The following is an 18,018-nucleotide window of genomic DNA, read 5'->3' as shown; positions in this document are numbered from 1 at the left end:
AGATCGATGTCTGTAAACCGCTATTGTGGCTCAATGTGTCTTTTGGTGTTTTTGTTTAAAACCGTTAACAAACAGCGATTTGATTTTACTCGGCCCCCACCTATCACCGATAATTGTCTTTACCAACTCATGACACACCATCGCACTCAAACTCATGAGCCGCACCATCGCCAATTTTGTGGAAATACTATTCAATGGAAATCAATGTTAACTTTCTCGACAATCTCAGACTGGAAGCCAAGTTTGATGATTTTACGGTCACCGCCGACCAGCCTATTCGTTACAAAGGCGACGGCTCAGCCCCCAGTCCATTCGATTATTTCCTCGCCTCTTCGGCGTTATGTGCAGCGTACTTCGTTAAGGTGTACTGTAAATCTCGCGACATCTCTACCGATAACATTCGCCTGTCGCAAAACAACATTGTCGATCCTGAAGACCGTTACAATCAGATTTTTCAGATTCAAGTCGAATTGCCTGACGACTTATCCGAAAAAGACCGAACCGGCATTTTACGCTCGATCGACCGTTGTACGGTCAAAAAAGTCGTGCAGACTGGCCCTGAATTCAAAATCGACGCCGTCGCCAATTTAAACGCCGATGCCAATGCCATGCTCATGGGCCAACCCGATGGCGCTTCAAGCACCTTTATTTTGGGCAAAGACTTACCGGTCGAACAAACCATCGCCAACATGACCGCCATGCTGGCCGATCTTGGTATGAAGATCGAAATCTCCTCGTGGCGCAACATCGTCCCCAACGTCTGGTCGCTGCACATTCGTGATGCGGCCTCGCCCATGTGTTTCACCAACGGCAAAGGTGCCACCAAAGAAAGCGCCTTGTGTTCTGCCCTCGGTGAATTTATCGAACGCTTGAGCAATAATTTTTTCTACAACGACCAATTCTTCGGCACCGAGATTGCCAACAGCGATTTCGTGCATTACCCAAGCGAAAAATGGTTTCTCCTCGAAGACGACGACGCCTTACCAGCGGGTTTGTTAGACGATTACTGCCTCGATATTTACAACCCTGACGACGAACTTTTTGGCTCGCACCTGATCGATACCAACTCAGGCAACGCCGAACGGGGTATTTGTGCGATTCCCTACACGCGTCATTCCGATGGCGAAACCGTGTATTTTCCATCGAACTTGATCGAAAACTTATTTCTTAGCAACGGCATGAGCGCGGGCAATAATTTGCAAGAAGCCCACGTACAATGCTTGTCAGAGATTTTTGAGCGCGCCGTAAAACGCCAAATCATCGAAGAAGAAATCGTCTTACCTGATGTGCCCATGTCGGTGCTGGAAAAATACCCCAATATCCTCGCCGGTATTCAAGGGCTTGAAGCTCAAGGCTTCCCGATTGTCGTCAAAGACGCCTCTCTTGGCGGCCAATTTCCCGTAATGAATGTCACCTTGATGAACCCTAAAACCGGCGGTGTGTTTGCGTCTTTTGGTGCACACCCAAGCCTTGAAGTAGCTCTTGAACGCAGCTTGACGGAACTCATGCAGGGTCGCAGTTTCGAAGGTCTAAACGACGTTCCCAAGCCGACCTTTAACAGCATGGCGGTGAGCGAGCCGGAAAACTTCGTCGAGCATTTTATCGACTCAACGGGCGTCATTTCGTGGCGCTTCTTTAGCAGCAAACACGACTACGAATTCTGCGAATGGGACTTTTCTGGCAGTAACGAAGAAGAAGCCGCCGCACTGTTTGGCATTCTCGAAGAGATGGGCAAAGAAGTGTACGTGGCAGAGTTTACCGAGCTGGGCGCATCGGCGTGTCGTATTCTGGTGCCGGATTACTCCGAAGTGTATCCAGTAGAAGACCTTGTTTGGGACAACACTAACAAGGCGCTGGACTACCGTGAAGACATTCTCAATCTCCATATTCTAGACGACGAACAGCTGACAGACCTAGTCAATCGTCTTGAAGAGAGCCAGCTGGATAACTACACCGATATCCCAACGCTGATCGGCATCGTTTTCGATGAAAACACTGTGTGGGGTCAACTCACGATTATGGAACTGAAAATCCTCAGCTATCTGGCCTTGGGAGCACACGAAGACGCCATGGAACTGGTCGGTGAATTCTTACAATTCAACGACAATACCGTCGAGCGCGGTCTGTTTTATCAAGCCATGAGCGCGGTGCTAGAAGTCACCCTAGATGACGAATTAGAACTGGACGACTTTATTCACAACTTCCGCCGTATGTTTGGCGATCAAGTAATGAATAACGTGGTCGGCTCCGTTAACGGCACAGTTCGCTTCTACGGATTAAGCAAAACCAGCATGGCACTAGAAGGCATAGAACCTCATTTGCGTTTAATAGAAAGCTACAAAAAACTGCATCAAGCGCGAAAGGCATCTATACAGACAAGCTAGCAACACTAGATTAACTTTTAACAGAACGACAAAAAAGACAGGTAACTTTAAACATGTTAATGATAAAAACTCGAACCACCGCCACGCTCACGGCGAGTTTTCTATTGCTCACATTAACCGGCTGCCAGTCTTTGCTGTCGTTCGACTCAGTCGAGTCCGTAAATCAATTGTCTGATCAGGTGAAAAGTGCCGACGATCTAGACGACCTCAAGGCAATCGCCAAACAAGCAAAAATCACCCAAAGCTTCATCAACGCCGATATCAAGATGATTCGCACCCTATATCGCAATCTTGGTGACGAAGTGAACCAACGCTGGGGCAAAAACAACGCCGCGTTACCAGCCAAAAAACAGTACGTAAAATACACCAACAATTACCAAGCCAGAACCATAGTGGATTTTGACGGCGGCACCGTTCAGGTTGAAACCTTAACCACCAATGGCTCAAGAGACGCTTTAGTGGACGCGGTGACCACCACATTGCTCACCACTTCTGATCCAAGCAAAACAGATATATTTTCCAGTTCAGCACCCGATGTGGATGGCGTGCCTTTTTTGTACCCACAAGTCATGGATCACGACGGTAAGTTGGTAAAATATCGCTGGCGCGCCGAACGTTACGCCAAATACCTAGTAGCAAATCGGCTGAAAACCAGCCAAGAAAATGGCAAAACCGTGTACTCGGTACAGTTTAATTTGGTCGAACAGCATCAGCATTTGCGTCAAGAAAAATACAGCGACTATGTGATCGCCGCGGCGAATCGTTATAACCTGTCGCCCGCACTGATTTACGGCATCATAGAAACAGAAAGCTCGTTCAACCCTTACGCTGTAAGCCCCGCTAACGCCTATGGATTAATGCAAGTCGTACCCGCCACCGCCGGCAAAGATGTGTACAATTTAGTGAAGAAAAAATCCGGCCAACCCACTAAAGATGTGCTCTTTTCCCCTGAGCAAAACATCGACATCGGTAGCGCCTACCTATACATACTGCAAACCCGCTACCTCGCCAAAGTTAACAACAAGCTCAGCCAAGAATACTCGATGATCTCTGCTTACAATGGCGGCACGGGCAACGTACTCAAAACCTTCGACAGCAACCGCACCACCGCCATGAGCAAACTGAACAGAACCTCCACCAGCGAAGTCTACCGAAAACTGCGCTACGACCACCCAAGAGCGGAATCACAATATTATTTAGAAAAAGTCACCAAAGCGAAAAAGAACTATGAGTAACCCATCCTTGCCTTTTTCAGCGACCTAAAAAAAGGCATTCTTCCTCGAAACTTCCGCCTACCTCGTCGTAATGCCTTTTTTCTTATTTAACCAGCAAACCCTCTCGCCAAAGCACAGGTTGCTTTGGCGTTTTTGATTTTATTTAGTATCAATTCTGGTTCTGTGTCGTTTGTTTTGCTAGCCACTTTGTGAGCTGCTAGCAGAGCGGCGGATTCGGCCACGCCGTAGACACCAACTGTCTTATAAACATAGTCAGATCGCGTGCTCAGCAGGGGTTCCATCGGAGTAAGTTGCTCAGTACTGTAAGTCTGAAAAGGCCAGTGGTATTTTTCCGCTAAGGCGATTAAGTGGGTTTCGTCTGCTTTGATGTCGATGCTATTGAGTGACTGAATGTCGGCTGGAGTAAGGTTTTTTTGCGCTAACGCATCGAGCATCAGAGATTCTAAAAAGTCTAATGGACAATCTCGTTCGCAACCCATTCCCAAAGTATAAACAGGGTTCAGGTAAGGCTTGGCTGTGGTCACCACCAATTGTGCGCCAAGATGACTCGCCACTTGTGCGCCCCACTCATTGGCGCCGCCTTCATGGCCGGATAACAGCGGAATCACAAATTTACCTTCTTCGTCTAAAACCAAAACAGGCGGGTCTTGATACTTGCTGGCAATCACCGGCGCCAAGGTGCGCATTACGATGCCGGTAGCACAAATAAACACCAAACGCTCGCCCCGTTGAAACGCTGCCTGCACGGATTCAGCAAACGGCTTTGGCTTGTAATCTACTTTGGCTTCTAGCCCGTTAAGGTGACAATAGTTAGCTTCTATACGTTGAGCAAGTTGATGACCTGCGGGCGTCAGGGCAATAATGCGTATCACCGTGTGCCTCGCTCGCTTTTCGTCACCACAAACAAAGAAAAGTACGGTCCCGCTTTGTCTTCCAAGGTGGTGACATCACGCACAATGCGCTCGTTGTCGCGGCCAATGTATTCTAAATATTTGGCGTCTTGCACACGATTGGTTTTGCGCAGCGCGGCAAGAATACGAGGGCGCGCCCGACCCGCTTTCATAATCACCACGCTGTCATGCTGTTCTAAAGCGGTATCAATTTGCGCTGCAGAATGACGACCACTGACCACAGCAAAGGATTCTTTCAACACGGTCAATGGATGATTCAATGCGGACGACGCGGCATTAATAGACGACACACCCGGCACCACTTGGCATTCAAAATTGCCTTCCAAGCGCTCTAATAGATAGGCAAAAGAGCCGAAAAATAATGGGTCGCCTTCGCATAAAAACACCACATCACGCCCATTGTCCAACTCAGCGGCAATGGCCTTGGCACCGCCATCATAGGCTTCATTCGCTTGGGAGCGATCGGTCGACATGGGCATCACAATAGCAATATGCGTTTGTTCGTGGGTGACACCATCAAAGGCTTCCACGGCAATATTCTTAGCTTGAGAGCCTCCTTCTGCATTGGCAAGATAACTCACCACAGACGCTCTTTGAATCAGGCGCAAGGCTTTTAAGGTGATCAATTCAGGATCACCGGGGCCAACGCCCACACCAATGAATCGACCTGTTTTTTGTACTGTCACAGAGGCACTCATTGTGCGTTTTCCTTATGGTTTGTCTTGATAAAATGATGAAGTGTCACAGGCAGATTAGGGCGAAATACGCGCTGCCCTGCCAACCGCTCGCCTTTGGCAACGGCTACTTGCAGGCTTTGTTCCTCGGCGTCTTGGGCGCTTTCGCGTGTTTGCGCAAATTGCATCACCTGATATTTGGTGTCCTCGGTCACCGCGCTGACCATCAAGCCACCGCCAAGGGGCAATAGCGCCCAGACTTGTGCCATTAGCTGCGCCAGTTCACCGTCGCTGCCGCCGATAAAAACCTTATTAGGACGATACTTTTGATTGGCAAGTACATCGGCAAAGACCTCTGGCGCTCGACCTGACACGATCGACAAATTCTGCATAACGCCAAAACGATCTTGGTTCGCCGCCAAACAGGCTAAACGCTCAGGGTGATGTTCAATGGCGACAATCTGACTACGCGGATGCCAATAGGCGAATTCTACGCTCACGCCGCCACAGCCCGCACCTATGTCCCACACCGTATCGCCTTGCTCGATAGTCATGTACGACAAAATCGCCAACCGCACTTCGCGCTTGGTAATCATGCCCTTTCCTTCGCCCTTGTCGGTCACGAAAGATCCATCAGGAATGCCCACCGAGCTGGGATAAAATGACTTCTGCGAACTGGTTTTTACCACCACAACATTGAGCGGATCGAAGTCGAATGTCTCATCAAGCAAGGTTTTAACCAAAAAAGAGCGTACTTTTTCTTGCTCATAACCCAAGGCTTCACAGACCGATAACTCACTTTCACCCAAACCCGCTTGCACGCATTCTTGTGCAATATGATGGGGTTGGCTGTGTTGGTCGGTCAGTAGCACCAGCGTTTTGTTGGATTGCAAATACCGACGCAACGTCGCCAATGGACGACCATGCAAACTCACCACTTGCACGTCTTGCAAAGATAAACCTAAACGATGACACGCCACTTGCACGCTAGACACATTCGGATAAAAGCACAGGTTCTCTGCCGCAAAGGTGCGTTTAAGCCAAGCGCCAATGCCATAAAATAAAGGGTCGCCCGACGCCAACACCACTACCTGTCGAACCCCTTCTTGATGCCACTGAGCAAAATGGTTGTCCAACTCACTCAGCTTAGGCAAATCACAAGATTGCGCCTGATGTTTATGCTCCACCAAGGTTTCGTGCTGGCGAGGCGCACCCAGTACTATGTCTTGAGCAGACAAACTGGCCAACACAGCCTGTACCATCGCATCTAGGTTGGCGTGTTCATTGACCCCAAGGCCGATGACATGAATTTTCATGCTTTCACCCTTGAGAATCATTAATAATATTCACCCAGATTACAGCGCAATAAGGCGTTGCAACTGGCCGAAGTGACCGCGCTGCCGCCCATTCGTCCCAGTAAGGTGATGCACTCAACCCCTAACTTTTCATGGGCCTGCCACAGGGCGTCTTTCGATTCAGCCGCGCCAACAAAACCAACCGGCATGCCGATAATTAACGCTGGCTTAGGAGCGCCCTGTTCAATCATTTCCAACAAACGAAACAAGGCTGTCGGAGCATTACCGATCAACACCACGCTACCCGCGAGATCGTTTTGCCACAAATTCAACGCCGCCATAGAGCGAGTCTCGCCCTGTTGTTTCGCAAGATTCGCTGTGCGTGGGTCGTTCAAAAAACACAAAGGCTCTTTCGTGATCATGCGTTTGGTCACGCCTTGTTTCACCATTTCCACATCGCACAAAATCGCTTTATGGTTCGCTAACGCCTCTCGCCCAGCTTGAGTCGCATTGGCGCTAAAACGCACTTGAGTGGCCACATCAGGCAAGCCTAGGCTGTGCACGATGCGCATGACCACTTGCTGCTGATCTTGGCTCCACGCCGACAAATCGGTTAAAGCGCGAATTTGACGAAAGCTGTCTTGCTCGATGGCTTGCGGGTTGTTTTCGTATTGATAATGGCGGGTGGTTATGTCTGTTTTTATCATTGTTGACTGTCTTTTTGTTGGCGTTGACGAAGAGAAGCCGAGCCCCAAGCCGCTAAACAGGCTTGCAGGCAGGTTTCTAGGTCACTGAATTCTCGATCCGCCGCTGGCAACACCGGACGACGCTGTAACAATACGGGAATCGACAAGGCACGGGCGGCCTCTAATTTGGCGAACGTGGCTTGGCCGCCGCTGTTCTTGGTGACGATCACATCAATGCCCTGTTCTATTAACAACTGGCGTTCATCGTCTAAGGAAAACGGCCCAATGGCTTTTATCCACGTGATGTTATCTGGCATAGAAAATGTCGGAGCCACAGCCGTTCGCCATACAGCACGCTTAATACTGGGTAATTGGATAATCTTTTCAAGTAAGTCTTCACTCATTTGACCTGCACTTAATAACGGCACTCGGTAATGGGAAAGCTGTGCTAAAACATCCTCGTCGGTGTTGTATTCTGTCCAATTGTCTTGCGCTTCTTTTTCCCAAGCAGGACGATGAAAACGCCAGCAAAGAATGCCCACTGCACAAGCGGCATCGACGGCTTTTTGGCTCATGGTTTGGGCATAAGGGTGGGTTACATCGAGGATAGCGCCAATGTCGTTGTCTCGTAAATAGGTTGCTAAACCACCAAATTGCGTAAAACCGCCGACCACAAGCTGACAGTCCACTTTGGGAATACGAACCAAGCCCGCTAGGCTATAAATGACCTGCAAACCGGTTTGGTGTAACCCGTCTTTGTGTAAAGCATCGACCAAACGTCGCGCATCGGCGGTGCCACCGAGCAATAATACTTTCATTAATCTGACTCCTGGCCGTTTTTTAATTCGCTGTCTTTTGGCTGACGGTCGGTTGCAAAGCCCACAAAACGCCCTTTTCGATCAATCGCCCACACCTCTAACGCCATGTGCGCTGGAATGTATTGCCGTGCAAAGTCGCAAGCTTGCTGACACACGGCATCGGCCAGCGGTATGGCTTCCTCTAGAGCAAAAGCAAGCGCTTCCACGCTGGTGTTGGCGTGGCTCATGCGTGCTTGCAGTTCAACGCTTGCGCCTAAGCAGGCGGCCAATTCAGCCAACGCCCCCAGATCAATACTCGATACTCGGCTGTTTAGATCCATATGATGTTGAGCAAGCTTGCTGATTTTCCCGAAGCCGCCGCAGAGGCTGAGCTTGTGTAACTGAATCGAATGGGCCTGCTCAACTTTTCGAATGTGCTTCAACACAGCGCCAACAAAATCCCCCATTTCAATCAGCGCCATGTCATCGAGCTGATAATGGCGCTTAATGGCGTCTTCACTGGCGTTGCCTGTGGTGGCGGCCAAATGCGTTAATTTATTCGATCGTGCCACGTCGATACCCTGATGAATCGAGGCAATATACGCCGCGCACGAAAATGGTCGCACTATGCCCGTAGTGCCTAAAATCGACAAACCACCTACAATGCCAAGCCGAGGATTCATGGTTTTTTGTGCGATCTGTTCGCCATTCACCACGCCCACCGACACGTCAAAGCCACCTTGATACCCGTAGGTGGCAGCGAAACCTTCTAAGTGTTCAGTCATCATTTTGCGCGGTACGGGGTTAATCGCCGGTTCGCCAACGTCCAGTAATAAACCCGTGCGCGTCACAGTTCCTACCCCTTCTGCCGCATGAAAACGCACGCCTTTTTCTGCCGCCAGACGAAGTTCAACAAACACCGTTGCGCCGTGAGTGGCATCGGGGTCATCGCCGGCGTCTTTAATAGTCGCTGTTTTTATGGCTTTTTTAAGCTGTGAATCGTCAAGCGGTTGATACAAGATAATAGGCAATTCGACGATTTTACCTTTGGGCAAGGTCACACTTACCGTGGTCATTTGTTGATCGGCAAAGAGCGCCTGAGCCGCTGCCACGCAACAGGCGGTTGCGCAGGTACCTGTGGTTAAACCACTGCGTAATGGGGCGGGCGTTTCTGCGCTTTCAGGCCACATGAGTATTAGTGCGCCTTATGACTGGCTAAGAAAAGCTTCGCCGTGGCGTCAAGATTGGACGGGAAAAACAAATGCAGATAGCTCGCGGTTAAGCCTTTTTGCTGATAAATCGCTTCCCCCGGTGCAGGATGACGCTGGCGACGGCCGTAACCGACCGGCTCTGGCGTATTGGCACTGCGAGATCTGTGATGGGCATGACCGCGAATATCCCCTTGCGGCAAAACCGCGGTTTGCATGCCTTGGCAACCGCGTTTGCCGCGCATTGCTCCTTGACCGGGCAAGATGCCAACCATGGGGTAGCAAGCATCGTCTAAATCGGTCAGATCGTCCAAGCTGTACAACATGCCGCCGCATTCGGCCAAAATGCCTTTGCCAGTTTCATAAAACGTGTGGATCGCTGCGCGCATCGCTGTGTTGTCCGACAAGGCTTTGGCGTGTAGTTCAGGATAACCGCCCGGCAGCCAAAGGGCGTCGGCCTCTGGTAAGGCTTGGTCTGTTAATGGTGAGAAAAACACCACTTTAGCGCCCATGTTTTTTAACGCTATGAGATTCGCATCGTAAATAAAACTGAACGCCGCATCACGAGCCACAGCAATGGTCTTGCCTTTTAATGCGCTTGCTGCGTCGTGATTCGATTCCTCTTGCTGCTGAGCAGGATAAAACGCCACGGGAGCCGGCAAGGTCAATAAGCCGTCATCGCGAGTTTCTTTTAGCCATTCCACGGCGGCTTCAAAACGAACTTCAAGCTCGTCTTTCACTTCTTCCGCTTGCACCAACCCCAAATGACGTTCCGGTAAGCAGATCTCTTCATCCCGTTTAAGCGTCGCTAACAGTGGCAGATTCGCCGGTAACGCATCGCGGATCAATTCCGCATGGCGTTCGCTGCCGCAACGGTTGGCAATTAACCCTGCCACTTTGACATCGTCGCGAAAATTCGCCAAGCCAGTAGCAAGGGCGGCAGCGGTTTGCGCCATGCCTTTTACGTCCATGACAATCGCCATGGGAATGCCAAAACGCGCCGCTAAATCGGCGCTCGACGGCTCGCCATCGAACATGCCCATGGCGCCTTCGACTAAAATCAAATCCGCGACCTGCGCCGCTTGATAAAGTTTGTCTTGGCAGTAGTCGTCCCCCGCCATCCAAATATCGAGCTGCTCAACTGGCTGTTTCGACGCTTGAGCAAGAATTTGCGGATCAAGGTAATCAGGCCCGGTTTTGAACACCCGAACCACCTTGCCTTGATGGGTGAAGTAACGCGCTAACGCCGCTGTGATGGTCGTTTTACCTTGATTCGATGCCGGCGCCGTTAAGAATAACGCGGGGCAATGGGCAACAGTAGCAGTCATAAAGCAGTCTCTAAAAGCGAAGTCAGTGATACATATTGAGCGCCCAAATGCTGGGCGATGTCTTGGCCGCGACCGCGTTTGATCGCAGCCTGCTCTGTGTCGATAAGCACAGTGTGCCCTGGTAAATTCAAGTCGGATACGTCCGCTTGGGTACGCCCATCGGTCAATAAATAGGTTTGGCTGTGAAGTTCAGGGCTGGTTTTGTGTTGCTTGATTAAATACTCACTGGCATTTTTTATAGCAACACGAAACGGCGTACCGCCACCGGCTTGTATATTATCAAGTAAATCGGCGATGTCTTTGGGCGCGCGTACCTTGGGCAAAATCGACGACACATTGTCTTGGCCAAAGCCGATAATCGCCAACTGCTCCCGCGCCAAATACGCGCGCTGAGCGATGTCTAAAATTACCCCTTTGGCGTTAGCAAATACCCCTTGGCTCAAGGTCGAAGCGGACGTATCGAGCAACACCAAATGCAAGACACTTTGACCCGTTTTCCCTGGCTTGTAAGCGAGGTGTTTCGGCGGCCAATCCTGCGGCTGAGTGATCACGCTACGAAACCAATCAACGCCTTGACCTTTTGTTGCGCTATCCGGTCGATAACCTCCCATCTGATGCCCTTTACGCTTTCCCGGCGTCACCTCGCCCAATCGATTCTGGCTTAATGACGTTTGTTTCGGCTCGTTGACTGATACGGTAATCGGCGCACGACTAGCCATGGTTTGCGGCGGCATATTCCCCCAATCCCCTTGGCTGGCTTGTTCAGACTGATTTGACTGCTCTGAAGGAGTCGGTGAAGGAGAAGGCGGCTGCGCTTTACTCGCGTCAGGACGACGTGACGGCGCTGGGCTGAGTGGTGGCGTATTTTGTGGCGGCGTCTTTACTTGACGACGATGGGCTAAGACAAGGTTTTCCACTGCGTTCACATCGCTCATCGATACCGCCGCCGTTCCACGCCATGCGGCATGCGCCATGGCGGCACGCACCCAAACGATGTCGCCGCGAACGCCGTCGATATTGGCCGCTTGACAGCGCCGCGCAATGTCCATGCGCAGTTCGTCACTGCAACGAAGGTGGCGAAGTGCCTCTCTTGCCAAGCGAATGCTGTTTTTTAGATTACGTTGTTTGTATTTAAACGCCTCGCAAAATGCGCTCGGATCTTGGTCGAATTCTTCCCGCAAACGCACAATCTGGACCCGCTCTTCCAAGCTGTATTGATTGCTCAATTCAACCATTAATCCAAAGCGATCTTGTAACTGGGGGCGTAACTCCCCTTCGTCAGGGTTCATGGTGCCGACCAGCAAAAAGCGCGCCTCGTGTTGATGACTGATGCCATCGCGCTCAATGCGATTCACACCGCTGGCCGACACATCCAACAGTTGATCTACTAGATTGTCAGCGAGTAAATTCACTTCATCCACATACAAAACACCGCCATTGGCTTGGCTTAATAAACCTGGTTTAAACACCGTTTGCTTGTCTTGTAATACCTGCTCTAGATCTAGAGAACCGAGCAACCGATCTTCGCTCGCCCCCAAGGGCAAGGTCGCAAAAGGAACCGCTTCACCGTCTATAGTTAGCGCTGGCATCACACCAGATAAACCTCGCGCTAACGTGGTTTTCGCAGAACCACGGGGACCGCTGATTAACACACCGCCGATGTGTGGGTTAATCGCGCATAAAATCAGCGCCAATTTGAGGGTGTCCTGCCCCGCTACCGCAGTAAAAGGAAAGTTGCTATGGGCGAGACATGTCATGGGGCTACCTGCATCCTAAAGTCGAGAACAAACGCTTGAAACTAAACGTAAAAACGCCTCTATTGTAGGCGTTTTCCTTGGCGGTTGTCTTGTTTGACTTTATTTAAAATAAATAGCGAACGATAAAAAGCTAACAACGAAAAGTCGCTACGATATGGTTTTGAGCTTATCGCCGTGTACTTGCAGTTGAAGCTCGTGCGTTAATCGCCGCACTTCTTTTAATTGATCAAAAAGCGATTGTAACTGCGATTGCACAAAATAATGGCGCTCATCTTCTTCTGCAGCACCGACTTCTAATTTCGCCTGCCATTCCTCGAACACGGCCAGATTAAAGGTCACCAAGTGTTTGTCTTCTAAGCATTGGGCTATGTCTTCCAAACTCTTAACAATATAGGCGCTGGCCTCTGCCAAAATGCGATTACTTGGTTGCTCGATCAACTTGCCACGATGTGCGCTAAAAGCCGCAATGTAATTAAACAAGGTGTGGCTGCGGATCACCAAGCGCTGCCACAATTCGGTATCGGTACGATAATGACCCGGCTCCTGTTGCATGTTCACCAGCGTCGAGGTGAGCAATGCATCAGCGTTGTAAGCCCGCCGGCGACTGCGACGATATACCTGCTCGTCAACACTGTCTTCTTGGTAGAAACGCATCAGCTCTCGTAGATATTCCGCACTACGACGCATGCCTTCGGCAAAGGTCATCGGCAGTTGTCGGTAAGACCAATCTGGTAAGATAAAGAACACCGCCAGCCAAGAAATGGTGCTGCCAATCAGGGTATCGATAAGGCGCGGTAAAATCACATCATAACCATCCGACACTTGGTTAAAACAACAAATGACCATGAGCGTAATAGCGGCCGTTGCCAACACATAGCGATTCGTTCGAGTCACGAAAAACACCACCCCCGCCACTACGGTCAACACCAACTGAACCGGTTGCATGGGAAATAAGGTAATCAAACACCAGGCCGCGACCAAGCCCACGACCGTGCCCGCAATACGTTCATATAAGCGTTTTCGCGTTGAACCAAAGGTCGGCAGACAAACAAATAAGGTGGTTAATAGCACCCAATAACCCACATCGATGTCCACGTTTTGAATAATGGCATAACCGCATGTTAGGGCAATGGACATGCGCACAGCGTGTCGGAACACTTGAGATTTAGGTGTGAATTGGTCGGTTATTTGCGCCCAGATGGATCGTAATGTCACTCTCGGCTGAGGGATTTGCACTGACGCGTCGGTCAAGGATTCATCTTCTAATTTCGGAATCTTATCAAGCTCTTGTTGCAATCCCACCACGTTGTCGGTCAATTGCCTTAACGAACGAAATAAACGCCACTGAACTGGCTGCGCCTCACGCTCAAGGTATGCCATCGATTTCAACACGCCCGCCACTGCTTCTTCGCTGTCTCGTAGATCGATCGCGTGTTCGCCTCGAATTGCTTCGCCTATTTTTCGACAACTGGTGCCCGACTCAGACAACTGGCGCTGTAAACGAAACAAGATATCACTGTGAAAAAACGTATCAGCCAAATCGGCATAATTATAATGGGAAGAGCTCGCCCGCTCATGGATGCTTTGAGCGATGAAATAAAAGCGAATATAGCGTCCCAAACGCGGATTGCCTGGGCTGCTGCCAATGCGACTGACTAAGATTTCACGCACCTTATTGAGCGCCACCACGACTTGACCGTGCTGCTGCGCCAATTCCAGTCGTAACGTATCCACTGCAGCACTGGACGGCGGAGGAAAGAATTTCGACTTTAGCTTCAGGTATAAACCAATCTCCACATAGAGCGATGACAGAGCCTGACGCAAGGTAACGTGGACAAAAAGCGCGGCCCAGATAATCGACAAAATCCCGTACCACAAAGCCCCTAGCGTCAACAACGCAGGCTCATACCATATGGGCATCTCGTGGGTGGCTTGGTTCAAACCTATCATGGTGTAAACTGCCAAAATCAGCGTTGCCTGAGCAATCACCGAATAATGCCGACCCAGCGCCCCGGTCATAGTCAAAGAAAACGCGACGACGGCAAGGCAGCTGCCAAAGGCCCACGGATAAGGCATTAAGGCCTGCACGCCAAACGCAGTTAAAAGGAACAACACCAAGGTGATTAAAAGAGTACGAACACGTGCCTGCCAACCGTCTTCGGTTTCCGCTAAAGCACTGGCAATAACGCCTAAAAAAAGCGGAATCACCCAATCAATTTTGTCGATACTCCAACTCAACGCCATCGCGCCGCACAGGGCGATAAAAACGCGAATACCGTAAGATAACTGGCTAACACCACCGATTTTCTGCAGAGTTTGTGGAGAAAATATAAACGATTTTTTAGTCAAATTGCGTCTCCTAATCGACGGCAATTAATGGCGCGTGTTCTCAATGCCAAAGCGACTATTAGTCTATCCCACTCTTCCAGCATGAGAAATGGCTACGTGAAAAAACAAGCATCCAAGGTGTTTTATTAAGCAGTATTGTGAACTGTCGAATATGTGGTTGACTTTGCTTGTCCTTGCTTAATGAACAGCGCCAGTACAATCAGCGCCATAGCGGTTAATTCAAATCGATCCAAAGGGTCACCTAATAACAACGCCCCGGTTAGGAAAGCGACGACTAACTCAAGTGATCCTGTTAACGCATTTCTATCCGCGCATGACCTTGGCGCTCCCAGCATAAACAGTATCTGAGGCAACGCTGCCGCTAATAAAGCGATACCAAACACAGAAACAACACCCACCATGGACACAGGCAATATTTGTTCTGGCTCATGCCACACCGCAATGGGAAAGAGCACCAACACATGACCCATGGTAATCCAGGCTACTCGACTGCGTGTTGGTATCGTTTGCTTCGGATTCGACAAATATTGAACTTGTGTCGCCACCGCCACAGGCGCCAAAAAACAAGCAGCAACTGACAACCAAACCCCTGCTGGCAAAGACTCCGGCCTTATGGTTAATGACACTGCAATCAGTATTAAAGCAGCTGACACCAGCGTGTTTTGCGATGGCGTTCGTTTAAAAAGCCACCAGCCAATCAAGACACTAAAAAAAGGATAGCTGTAGTAAATTAAAATCGCCGTAGCCGCAGGAATCGTTTCTAGGGCATGGAAGTAACCAAAAATCGCCACACCACTCGCCACCCCCAATACCAGACTTCTGAACACCTCAAGTCTATTTTCTCGTGGCGTACGCAAACAAAACATGAAGAACAAGGCCGGCAAAATAAAACGATACAAACTGACCATTGCTGCCCCCAATCCATCTTCAAACAACTGCTGGGCAAAAAAGGGATTCAATCCATAAAAGCAGGCCGACAGCAGCACAAAATATTGGCCACCTATGTTTGATTGATTTTTCATATTTTTCGTATTCCATTTGGTTAATGGCGCAACCATAATAGAAAGCTGATGAAGAAAATAATGAATAATATAAGATATTGATTAATAGTATTCATGTAAATCTCATCAAACCCATATCAAATGAAGAGTCGAATAAAACGAGATAAGACAATGAGACTTGATATAAAACACTGGGAAATGCTCAATGCGATCGATCAGACTGGCACTATACGACAAGCTGCCGATGCACTTGGTGTCACACAGTCCGCATTGAGTCACAGACTTGCTGAGGCGGAGAGACGTTTGGGTGGGTTACTATTTGAGCGCGAAGGTCGTCGCTTAAAGCAAACACCTTCTGGCCGTGCTATGACACAAACGGCCAAACAGATTATCCCAGCATTACAACGAGCGGAGTTCGATTTCCAACAAATGGCGAGCAATAAAACCACCGTTGTTCGTATTGGCATCGCTGCTTACAGCTGCTATCACTGGCTACCCGCGTTTTTAAAAATGATGTCGGAAAAAGAACCCCACATTCAATTAGAATTAGTGGCGTCTGCAACGCAAAATCCGCTCCGGAACCTTCAACATGGCGACGTAGATGTGATTTTAGCTCCAGGGCACTTAGCAACACCCAGCATCGACTCTGTTCCCGTTTTTCAAGACGAGCTTGTTTTAATCACTCACCCGACACATCCTTTGGCAAGCAAAGCCTTTGTAGACGCAACCGACCTAGAGAGTGAAGACTATTTAACTTACAGCAAAACGGCCCAACCAGGTTTTGAATATGAACGCTTCATTCGTCCCTCTGGGGTCGTTCCGCATTTAGTCACAGTGGTTGAAGTCACCGACGCGGTCATCGAATTAATCGCGTCCAACTTTGGCGTGAGCATTTTATCTCGCTGGGCGGTTCAATCAGCGATTAAAAACAACACCGTCATGGCCGTTAGTTTGGGAAAAGAAAAGCTCACCTTAGATTGGTCAGCTTTAATTCGTGAATCTGAAGCACATGACGCGGCTGCACGCTTAGTCGCTCGAAGACTAGCACAATGGTTTAAACATTGACTTTGGCAGTCATGAGAAAGAAGTTAACTCCACTTATCCCTTTAGCAATGCTGAGGATAAATGGAGTGACGCCTGATTATGACCTATGAGCAAACGCTGTTTTGGTGCAGTCGCCGTCTATTTTGTGCTTTTCTTCTTCTAGAATCTCATCGGTGAACTGCCCCATGAAGCAGCAGCAAATGCCTTCGCCGATCATAGTTCTTGGTCCCATTGGGTGGCCAATGTGTTTGTAAACACCATGACTGTGACCATGAGAATGACCGTGTGAATGGCTATGGCCGTGCGAATGATCGTGACTGTGTCCATGAGAATGTGAATGGCCATGCGCACTAAGAACAGACGATGGCTTGTTGTCTGTCGCAGTGAAGGTGGCGTGTTTCGCATCAAAGTCGGATAAGCCCTGCGTGTCGTCTAGTGGGTCGACAAATTCCGCGTGGTGATGATGAACGTCTACTTCGCCGGCGGCTAAGCGGCGTTTAAATGAATTCATTAAGGTTTCTTCACCGGTCGGCTCTTCACCCTGCATGATTTCTTCCACACGATTTTGGAAGGCATCGATGACTCTTGAATGGTCGCTCAAATAAGGCGTTTGAATAAATTCAATGGCCGGATTCGCCTCGGCCACCTTGTTCACATAACCTTGAATACGCTTAATCAATCGACCGGTAAATAAGAAATAAGGCGCAATCACGATGCGTTTGTAGCCCAGTTTCATGAGGTTCTCTAAACCAACACCCACCGATGGGTAAGTCACGCCAGAATACACGGTGTCGGCCCAACCAAAGCCCATGTTTTCATTAACAATGCGGGTCAGTTTCGCGGCTTCTGCGTTGGCACCTGTGTCTGATGTGCCGCGGCCAACCACGACCAACAAGGTGTCGTATAAGTTGGCGGGGGGATTCTCTGGATCTAAGCCAAGGGATTCATAAATACGCGCTTGAAACGCTTCGATCATGTCGTCTTGCAAGCCAAGCTCACGGCCGTAAGTGACGGTCAATCCTGGGTTCTTTTCTTCGTAGGTGGTCAATACGGAAGGAATGTCGTTTTTTGCGTGGGTCGCCGCGAACAACATACCCGGCACAGCGTAAATTTCTTCTACCCCTTGCTTCAATAAGCTGTCTAACCCCATGTGAATGTTCGGCGCGGAAAACTCTAAGAAGCCATATTCTACTGGCAAATGGGGAAAACGCTCTTTTAGTCCTTTTGCCACCAAGCCGAATTCGCGTTCGGCGTCTTTGTCTCGGCTGCCATGACCACAAATCATGATGCCCTGTTTTTTGACTGATTCTGTCTTGCTCATTGTCTCTCTCTTTGTCGACTCTGATCGG

Annotated in this window: 14 protein-coding genes; 3 read left to right on the top strand and 11 right to left on the bottom strand. The window is 49.5% G+C overall.

Annotated elements, in window-relative coordinates; genetic code table 11:
- Positions 1-194 precede the first annotated feature (194 nt).
- Both J9B83_RS04985 and J9B83_RS04980 read left to right on the top strand, forming a co-directional pair.
- Positions 195-2,384 (top strand): OsmC domain/YcaO domain-containing protein, encoded by a 2,190-nt coding sequence (locus J9B83_RS04985; RefSeq protein ID WP_211535640.1) that lies wholly within the window; start codon positions 195-197, stop codon positions 2,382-2,384.
- A gap of 53 nt (positions 2,385-2,437) precedes the next feature.
- Entirely contained in the window at positions 2,438-3,619 is a 1,182-nt protein-coding gene (locus J9B83_RS04980; protein ID WP_211535639.1) for a murein transglycosylase domain-containing protein, read from the top strand.
- Positions 3,620-3,705: 86 nt separating this feature from the next.
- Here the strand turns inward: J9B83_RS04980 and J9B83_RS04975 are convergent, their stop codons facing one another.
- The 10 genes from J9B83_RS04975 to J9B83_RS04930 form a co-directional block, all read right to left on the bottom strand.
- Positions 3,706-4,491, bottom strand: coding sequence for a cobalamin biosynthesis protein (locus tag J9B83_RS04975; protein WP_211535638.1), 786 nt, complete (start codon positions 4,489-4,491; stop codon positions 3,706-3,708).
- Positions 4,488-5,228 carry a precorrin-2 C(20)-methyltransferase gene (cobI, locus tag J9B83_RS04970; protein WP_211535637.1) on the bottom strand — a complete coding sequence of 247 codons (741 nt, stop codon included), beginning with the start codon at positions 5,226-5,228 and terminating at the stop codon, positions 4,488-4,490. Before cobI ends, J9B83_RS04975 begins: the two co-directional genes overlap by 4 nt.
- Positions 5,225-6,520, bottom strand: coding sequence for a precorrin-6y C5,15-methyltransferase (decarboxylating) subunit CbiE (gene cbiE / locus J9B83_RS04965; protein WP_211535636.1), 1,296 nt, complete (start codon positions 6,518-6,520; stop codon positions 5,225-5,227). The genes cobI and cbiE overlap by 4 nt, the downstream gene beginning before the upstream one ends.
- 20 nt (positions 6,521-6,540) lie before the next feature.
- Positions 6,541-7,206 (bottom strand): precorrin-8X methylmutase, encoded by a 666-nt coding sequence (locus tag J9B83_RS04960; protein ID WP_211535635.1) that lies wholly within the window; start codon positions 7,204-7,206, stop codon positions 6,541-6,543.
- Complete coding sequence (locus J9B83_RS04955; RefSeq protein ID WP_211535634.1) at positions 7,203-8,003, bottom strand: precorrin-6A/cobalt-precorrin-6A reductase; 801 nt, start codon at positions 8,001-8,003, stop codon at positions 7,203-7,205. Before J9B83_RS04955 ends, J9B83_RS04960 begins: the two co-directional genes overlap by 4 nt.
- A complete protein-coding gene (locus tag J9B83_RS04950; protein WP_211535633.1) occupies positions 8,003-9,172 on the bottom strand; it encodes a cobalt-precorrin-5B (C(1))-methyltransferase in 1,170 nt (389 codons plus the stop codon). The genes J9B83_RS04955 and J9B83_RS04950 overlap by 1 nt, the downstream gene beginning before the upstream one ends.
- A 5-nt stretch (positions 9,173-9,177) precedes the next feature.
- On the bottom strand, positions 9,178-10,518 hold the full coding sequence (locus J9B83_RS04945) for a cobyrinate a,c-diamide synthase (protein ID WP_211535632.1): 1,341 nt from the start codon (positions 10,516-10,518) through the stop codon (positions 9,178-9,180).
- The gene (locus tag J9B83_RS04940; RefSeq protein ID WP_211535631.1) at positions 10,515-12,275 is read right to left on the bottom strand and encodes an ATP-binding protein; all 1,761 of its coding nucleotides are present in this window, start codon (positions 12,273-12,275) and stop codon (positions 10,515-10,517) included. The genes J9B83_RS04945 and J9B83_RS04940 overlap by 4 nt, the downstream gene beginning before the upstream one ends.
- A 147-nt stretch (positions 12,276-12,422) precedes the next feature.
- The gene (gene yccS, locus J9B83_RS04935) at positions 12,423-14,624 is read right to left on the bottom strand and encodes a YccS family putative transporter (RefSeq protein WP_211535630.1); all 2,202 of its coding nucleotides are present in this window, start codon (positions 14,622-14,624) and stop codon (positions 12,423-12,425) included.
- Positions 14,625-14,749: 125 nt separating this feature from the next.
- Positions 14,750-15,646: a DMT family transporter gene (locus tag J9B83_RS04930; RefSeq protein ID WP_211535629.1), complete on the bottom strand. Its 897-nt coding sequence runs from the start codon at positions 15,644-15,646 to the stop codon at positions 14,750-14,752.
- Positions 15,647-15,796: 150 nt separating this feature from the next.
- Between J9B83_RS04930 and J9B83_RS04925 the strand changes: the two genes are divergently transcribed.
- Entirely contained in the window at positions 15,797-16,690 is an 894-nt protein-coding gene (locus J9B83_RS04925) for a LysR family transcriptional regulator (protein WP_236037121.1), read from the top strand.
- A gap of 76 nt (positions 16,691-16,766) precedes the next feature.
- On the opposite strand, the gene J9B83_RS04920 is transcribed toward J9B83_RS04925, so the two are convergent.
- Positions 16,767-17,990: a sirohydrochlorin chelatase gene (locus tag J9B83_RS04920; RefSeq protein ID WP_211535628.1), complete on the bottom strand. Its 1,224-nt coding sequence runs from the start codon at positions 17,988-17,990 to the stop codon at positions 16,767-16,769.
- Positions 17,991-18,018 lie beyond the last annotated feature (28 nt).

The sequence above is a fragment of the Marinomonas vulgaris genome (assembly GCF_018145875.1).
GTDB classification, from domain to species: domain Bacteria; phylum Pseudomonadota; class Gammaproteobacteria; order Pseudomonadales; family Marinomonadaceae; genus Marinomonas; species Marinomonas vulgaris.
This window is presented reverse-complemented; position numbering and strand designations above follow the sequence as displayed.

Bases quoted from the DNA above. Each gene is read 5' to 3' on its own strand.
- J9B83_RS04985 (WP_211535640.1), top strand. From the start codon at position 195: ATGGAAATCAATGTTAACTTTCTCGACAATCTCAGACTGGAAGCCAAG.
- J9B83_RS04980 (WP_211535639.1), top strand. From the start codon at position 2,438: ATGTTAATGATAAAAACTCGAACCACCGCCACGCTCACGGCGAGTTTT.
- cobI (WP_211535637.1), bottom strand. From the start codon at position 5,228: ATGAGTGCCTCTGTGACAGTACAAAAAACAGGTCGATTCATTGGTGTG.
- cbiE (WP_211535636.1), bottom strand. From the start codon at position 6,520: ATGAAAATTCATGTCATCGGCCTTGGGGTCAATGAACACGCCAACCTA.
- J9B83_RS04960 (WP_211535635.1), bottom strand. From the start codon at position 7,206: ATGATAAAAACAGACATAACCACCCGCCATTATCAATACGAAAACAAC.
- J9B83_RS04955 (WP_211535634.1), bottom strand. From the start codon at position 8,003: ATGAAAGTATTATTGCTCGGTGGCACCGCCGATGCGCGACGTTTGGTC.
- J9B83_RS04950 (WP_211535633.1), bottom strand. From the start codon at position 9,172: ATGTGGCCTGAAAGCGCAGAAACGCCCGCCCCATTACGCAGTGGTTTA.
- J9B83_RS04945 (WP_211535632.1), bottom strand. From the start codon at position 10,518: ATGACTGCTACTGTTGCCCATTGCCCCGCGTTATTCTTAACGGCGCCG.
- J9B83_RS04940 (WP_211535631.1), bottom strand. From the start codon at position 12,275: ATGACATGTCTCGCCCATAGCAACTTTCCTTTTACTGCGGTAGCGGGG.
- J9B83_RS04930 (WP_211535629.1), bottom strand. From the start codon at position 15,646: ATGAAAAATCAATCAAACATAGGTGGCCAATATTTTGTGCTGCTGTCG.
- J9B83_RS04925 (WP_236037121.1), top strand. From the start codon at position 15,797: ATGAGACTTGATATAAAACACTGGGAAATGCTCAATGCGATCGATCAG.
- J9B83_RS04920 (WP_211535628.1), bottom strand. From the start codon at position 17,990: ATGAGCAAGACAGAATCAGTCAAAAAACAGGGCATCATGATTTGTGGT.